Annotated in this window: 3 protein-coding genes; 2 read left to right on the top strand and 1 reads right to left on the bottom strand. The window is 75.7% G+C overall.

What is annotated here, in order from left to right; all coding sequences use genetic code 11:
* Positions 1-644: 644 nt before the first annotated feature.
* Positions 645-1,679, bottom strand: coding sequence for a DUF3533 domain-containing protein (locus tag ACZ6JS_RS15000; RefSeq protein ID WP_469298012.1), 1,035 nt, complete (start codon positions 1,677-1,679; stop codon positions 645-647).
* A gap of 204 nt (positions 1,680-1,883) precedes the next feature.
* Between ACZ6JS_RS15000 and ACZ6JS_RS14995 the strand changes: the two genes are divergently transcribed.
* Positions 1,884-5,402: a DNA polymerase III subunit alpha gene (locus ACZ6JS_RS14995; protein WP_469298011.1), complete on the top strand. Its 3,519-nt coding sequence runs from the start codon at positions 1,884-1,886 to the stop codon at positions 5,400-5,402.
* Entirely contained in the window at positions 5,399-6,403 is a 1,005-nt protein-coding gene (locus ACZ6JS_RS14990) for a DNA polymerase Y family protein (RefSeq protein WP_469298009.1), read from the top strand. Before ACZ6JS_RS14995 ends, ACZ6JS_RS14990 begins: the two co-directional genes overlap by 4 nt.
* Positions 6,404-6,466: the final 63 nt, after the last annotated feature.

The following is a 6,466-nucleotide window of genomic DNA, read 5'->3' as shown; positions in this document are numbered from 1 at the left end:
CCTTGCGGAACCGGGCTCGCGCCTGTGGAGCGGGGACGGGGAGGGGTGTCCCCGCAGGACGAGCGCGCAACCACCGCTCACAGCCGTGACTCCCCGCGCGCGCCGAGCCGAGGAGATACCCCTGCGCGGCCCCGCGACCGACCCGAACGCGGGCCCGGATCCCGCCCCGCCCTGCTCCCTGCGGAGGGGGACGGTAGCGGGCCGGGTTCCCGCCCGGCGGACCGTCCCGGCCCGGCCGGGGTTTGCCTTGCGGAACCGGGCTCGCGCCTGTGGAGCGGGGACGGGGAGGGGTGTCCCCGCAGGACGAGCGCGCGACCACGGCTCACAGCCGTGACGGCTCGCGCGCGCCGAGCCGAGGAGACACCCCTGCGCGGCCCCGCGACCGACCCGAACGCGAGCCCGGATCCCGCCCCGCCCTGCTCCCCGCGGAGGGCCCGGCACCGAGCCCGGATCCCGCCCCGCCCTGCTCCCTGCGAAGGGGCCCGGCACCGAGCCCGGCTCCCGCTCCGCCCCGCTCCCCGCGAGGGGGATCGGCACCGGGCCCGGATCCCGCCCCGCTCCCCGCGAGGGGACCGGCCCAGGGGCAGCCCGCGCCCCGGACCTCGGGCGGTTCCGCGTCGAGCCGTCCGCCGGGCCGGAGGGGTTCAGTCGGTGCCCACCGGGGGGCCGGGGCGGGTTCGGCGGAGGGTCGCGCAGGCCAGGGTGACCGCCGCCCCGACCAGCGCCCAGGCGGCCAGCACCAGCACCGGTCCGCCGGCGCCGTTGCCGTTGAAGTACGTGATGGAGCGCGCGGCGTACGTACCGGCACCCGGCGGCAGAGCCGGCCCGATGGTGCTCCAGAACGGCGGCAGCAGCGGGTACGGGTAGGCGCCGCCCGCGCTCGGGTTGCCGAGCACCACGACCAGCAGGATCGCGAGGCCGATGCCGATCACCCCCGCCAGGCCCTGGAAGGCGAGGGTGATCGCGCCGACCGCGAAGACGACCAGGGTGCCCAGCCCCCACAGGCCCCAGATGCTGCCGGGCAGCGCGTCCAGGACGGGGCCGGCGATGACCGCGCCGAGCAGTCCGGCGGCGATCGCGTACACGAGCAGCGCGCCGAGCCGGATGACGGCGCGGTGCGGGTTGGCGGGCCGCGCGCCGGCGCTGATCGCGAGGATCGCGGCGCACAGGTAGCCGCCGACGCACCAGCCGATGACGAGGTAGAAGGAGCTCAGGCCGCGGCTGTCGCCCTTGGCGGCCGGTGCGACGTCGGTGACCCGCACGGTCCGCCCCTGGGCCCGTTCGGCAGCGCCAACGACCTCCTCCAGGGCCTGGGACAGCGAGGCTCCGGCGCCCGAGGCGACCAGCAGCCGGTCGGTCCGGCCGGCCGGGTCGATGATCAGCGCGCCGTCGACCTCCCGGTCCCGTACCTGTGCGAGCGCCGCTGCCTCGCCCTCGACGACACGGGGGGCGAGCGGGTCACCGGGCAGGGCGCCGAGCTGCTGCGCGGACCGCTCGGCCACCGGCGCGGCGGGCGCGGTCACGGCGATCGGGATCTCGCTGGGCTTCGGGTGGTGGAAGGCCCCGATGTACGAGGTGATGAAGGCGAGCTGGAGCGCCAGCACCCCCAGGACGAGCAGCGCCGCCCGGGTGGTCACGGCGTCCTTGATCTCGGCGAGGAAACCTTGGGACGGGGTCATGTCTCACACGCTCGGCGTGCGGGGGGCGGGCCGCAGCAGGGGCGGGCCGAACGGATGACCACCCCCCTTCAGGTGATCGAACAAGTGTTTCGCACGGATATTCGAATTGCTCTATGGTGGAGAGCGGGGGTGGTGTTCAACGAGCGAAGCAGGAGGCCGCGGGTGCCTGGTTTTACGCATCTGCACACCGTTTCGGGGTTCTCCATGCGCTATGGAGGTTCGCACCCGGAACGGCTGGCGGAGCGTGCCGCCGAGCGGGGCATGGACGCCCTCGCCCTGACCGACCGCGACACCCTGGCGGGCGCGGTCCGGTTCGCGAAGGCGTGTGCCGACGCGGGCATCCGGCCGTTGTTCGGTGCGGACATGGCGGTGTCTCCCGCCGGGTCTCCCGAGGCGGGACCGGCCGGGCCGGGGGGCTCGACCGCGTCCGCCGCGAGCGGCGTTCCGGGCGAGGCCTCGTACCGGCGGCGCACCCCCGTCAAGGGAGGGGCCTTCCTGGACGAGTCCGCCGCCCGGGCCGTCTTCCTGGCCCGTGACGGGGCCGTCGGCTGGGCCGAGCTGTGCCGGATGGTCACCGCCGCCCACGCGACGGCCGCCGAGGTCCCGCTCGTCCCCTGGGACGCCCTGCGCGGAGAGGGCGTCTTCGTCCTCCTCGGGCCCGGCTCCGAGGTGGGGCGGGCGCTCGCGGCGGGCCGCCCCGACCGGGCCGCCAGGCTGCTCGCGCCCTGGCGCGAGGTCTACGGGGACTCCCTGCGCCTGGAGGCCGTCCACCACGGCCGCACCGGCACCGGCCCCGGCTCGCTGCGGCTGGCCGCCCGTACCGTCGGCTTCGCCGCGGAGCAGGGCGTCCCGGCCGTGCTCACGAACGCCGTCCGCTACGCCGACCCCGGCCAGGGCCCGGTCGCCGATGTCCTCGACGCGGCCCGCCGCCTGGTCCCCATCGACCGCCGCGGGCCCCTCGACACCGGCGAGCGCTGGCTCAAGGCCCCCGCCGCCATGGCCGAGACGGCCGACCTGATCGCCCGGGCGGCCGGCCTCGGCCCCGCGGACGCCAGACGCCTGCTCGCGCAGACCCGGCACACCGCCGAGGCCTGCACCGTGGATCCCGAGGACGACCTCGGCATCGGCTCCGTGCACTTCCCCGAGGCGCGGCTCGTCGGCGCCGCCCACCGCAGCGCCCAGCGGGTCCTCGCCTCCAGGGCCTCTGCCGGCATGGTGCTGCGCGGCTACGCGGGCGACCCCGCCTACTGGGAGCGGATGCACCACGAACTCGACATCATCGCCCACCACGGCTTCGCCTCGTACTTCCTGACGGTTGCCCAGGTGGTCGACGACGTGCGGGAGATGGGCATCCGGGTGGCGGCCCGCGGCTCCGGCGCCGGCTCCCTCGTCAACCACCTGCTCGGGATCGCGCACGCCGACCCCGTCGAGCACGGCCTGCTGATGGAGCGCTTCCTGTCCAAACGCCGGCGCGTCCTGCCCGACATCGACATCGACGTGGAGTCCGCCCGCAGGCTGGAGGTCTACCGGCGGATCATCGACCGGTTCGGAGCCGAGCGCGTCGCCACTGTCTCCATGCCCGAGACCTACCGGGTCCGCCACGCCGTCCGCGACGTCGGCGCCGCCCTGTCCATGGACCCGGCCGTCGTCGACCGGCTCGCCAAGGCCTTCCCGCACATCCGGGCCCGCGACGCCCGCGCCGCGCTGGAGGAGCTGCCCGAACTGCGCGACGTACGCGGACAGTCGTACGGGCGGCTGTGGGAGCTCGTCGAATCGCTGGACGCGCTGCCGCGCGGGATCGCCATGCACCCGTGCGGGGTGCTCCTCTCCGACGCCTCGCTGCTCGCCCGTACGCCGGTGGTCCCCACCAGCGGCGAGGGCTTTCCCATGTCCCAGTTCGACAAGGACGACGTGGAGGAGCTCGGTCTGCTCAAGCTGGACGTGCTGGGCGTGCGGATGCAGTCCGCGATGGCGCACGCGGTCGCGGAGATCCGGCGCGGCACGGGGGAGGAGCTCGACCTGGACGACCCTGCGCAGGTGCCGCCGGGCGACCGGGCCACGTACGAGCTGATCCGTTCAGCCGAGACGCTGGGCTGCTTCCAGATCGAATCGCCGGGTCAGCGGGACCTGGTGGGGCGGCTCCAGCCGTCGACCTTCCACGACCTGGTCGTCGACATCTCCCTCTTCCGCCCCGGGCCGGTGGCCGCCGACATGGTGCGGCCCTTCATCGAGGCCCGGCACGGGCGGGCGCCGGTGCGCTTCCCGCACCCGGACCTGGCCGACGCGCTGCGCGAGACCTACGGGGTGGTGGTCTTCCACGAGCAGATCATCGAGATCGTGGACGTCATGACCGGCTGTGGGCGGGACGAGGCGGACCGCGTGCGACGCGGGCTGTCCGACCCGCCGTCGCAGGCGCGGATCAAGGTCTGGTTCGCGGCCAAGGCGGCCGAGCGCGGCTATTCGGTGGAAGTGATCGCCCGTACCTGGGAGATCGTGGAGGCCTTCGGCAGCTACGGCTTCTGCAAGGCGCACGCGGTGGCCTTCGCCGTGCCCACCTACCAGTCGGCCTGGCTCAAGGCGCACCACCCGGCGGCCTTCTACGCCGGGCTGCTGACCCACGATCCGGGGATGTACCCCAAGCGGCTGCTGCTGGCGGACGCGCGCCGGCGGGGCGTGCCGGTGCTGCCGCTGGACGTGAACCGGTCGGCCGTCGCCCATCGCATCGAACTGGTGTCCGATACAGGTGGGGTGTGGGGGCTGCGGCTGGGGCTCGCCGACGTCCACGGCATCAGCGGGGCGGAGGCGGACCGGATCGAGGCCGGGCAGCCGTACGCCTCCCTGCGCGACTTCTGGGACCGGGCGCATCCGGGACGCCCGGTCGCCGAACGGCTCGCCCAGGTGGGCGCCTTGGACTCGTTCGGCACCAACCGGCGCGACCTGCTCCTGCACTTGACCGAACTGCACGGAGCGCAGCGGGCGGCGGGCGTACGCGGCCGTCAACTCCCGCTGGAGGGCGGCCGGTCCACGGCATCCGTCGGGCTGCCCGACCTGAGCGACGCGGAACGGCTCAGCGCCGAGCTGGGCGTCCTCGGCATGGACGCCTCGCGGCACCTGATGGGCGACCACCACGCCTTCCTGACCGAGCTGGGTGTGACCCCGGCGCGCCGGCTGCGGGAGGCCGAGCACGGGCAGACCGTGCTCGTCGCGGGCGCCAAGGCGGCCACCCAGACCCCGCCCATCCGGTCCGGGAAGCGGGTCATCTTCACGACGCTGGACGACGGCACCGGCCTGGTCGACCTGGCCTTCTTCGACGACAGCCACGAGCGGTGCGCGCACACCGTCTTCCACTCCTTCCTGCTGCTGGTGCGCGGTGTCGTGCAGCGCAGGGGCCCGCAGAGCCTGAGCGTGGTCGGGGCGGCGGCGTGGAACCTGGCGGAGCTGGTGGAACTGCGGGCGGCGGGCGGCCTGGACGCGGTCGCGGCCCGCCTCGCCGAGCCGGCCGGCCACGGCTCGGGCGGCCCGGCCGGCAACGGCGCCGGCGGCCCGGCCGCCGCCGCAGGCGGGGACGCGGCCGGCGGGGAGCCGGCGGCGAAGGGGCCCGGGCGCACGATCCGCATGCCCACGGGGTACGAGATGAACCCCTGGGCCGATCTCCAGCCGCCGGGCACCGGCCCCGCCACCGGCCGCAAGCTGTGGCACTCCAGCCCGGGGAGCGCGGGATGAGCACCACCGGGAAGGCCGTGATGTGCCTGCGGCTGCACCCCGCCGGCGGAGGACCGCTCGGGGCGCGCGAGTACGCCGGGGTGCTCGCGCTGCTCGGCGGGATCACCCCGGCCGTGCAGGCCCTGCCGCCGGACGCCGCCCTCGCCGACGTCCGGGGCGCGCTGCGCTACTTCGGCTGCGACGCCCGCCGGCTGGCCGCCGTGATCCGGGTCCGGGCCCTCGCCCTGTACGGCGTGGACGCCGCCGTAGGCGTGGCCGGCAACCCCATGCTGGCCCGGGCGGCAGCCCGCGAGGCCCGGCCCGGCGGCACCCTGGTGCTCCCCGAGGACCCCACCGCCGTGAGGGACTTCCTGGCGGACAAACCCGTCACCGCACTCGACGGGGTCGGCGCGAAGGCCGCCCGCACCCTGTGCTCCTACGGCCTCGACTCCGTCGGCCGGGTCGCCGCCGCCCCGCCCGCCGCCCTGCGGCGGATCCTCGGCGCCCGGCTCGGCCGCGAGGTGCACGAGCGCGCCCTCGGGATCGACCGGACCGCCGTCCGGCCGGGCGCCGCCGCCCGCGCCATAGCCGCCGAGCGGCTCTTCGACCGGGACGAGCTGGATCCCGCACGGCACCGGCGGGCCCTGCTCTCGCTGACCGAGGAACTCGGCGCGAAGCTTCGTACACAAGAGGGCGGGCGGGTGTGCCGCGCCCTGACGCTCACCGTCCGCTGCGCCGACCGCACCACGCTGACCCGGACCCGCACCCTGGCCGAACCCACCGCGCACTCGGCGGCCCTGACCGGCACGGCCTACGCGCTGTACGACGGCCTCGGCCTGCAACGGGCCCGCGTCCGGGCGCTGTCCCTGCGGGCCGAGGAGCTGATCCCGGCCGAACGGGCCGTGCGGCAGCTCAGTCTCGACCCCGAGGACGAGAAGGCCCGCCGCCTGGAGGCCGTCACGGACCGGGTCCGTTCGCGCTTCGGCCCGCACGCCATCGCCCGCGGCACGCTGGCCGCCTGACGGGCGGTCGGACGACACGCGAGTTTTTACCGACGCGTAACTTCCCTGTGTTGCTACTCACAC

Source organism: Streptomyces sp. NPDC046349 (genome assembly GCF_055587885.1).
Note: the sequence above shows the minus strand (reverse complement) of the source record. Positions and strands in the feature narration are given on the sequence as shown.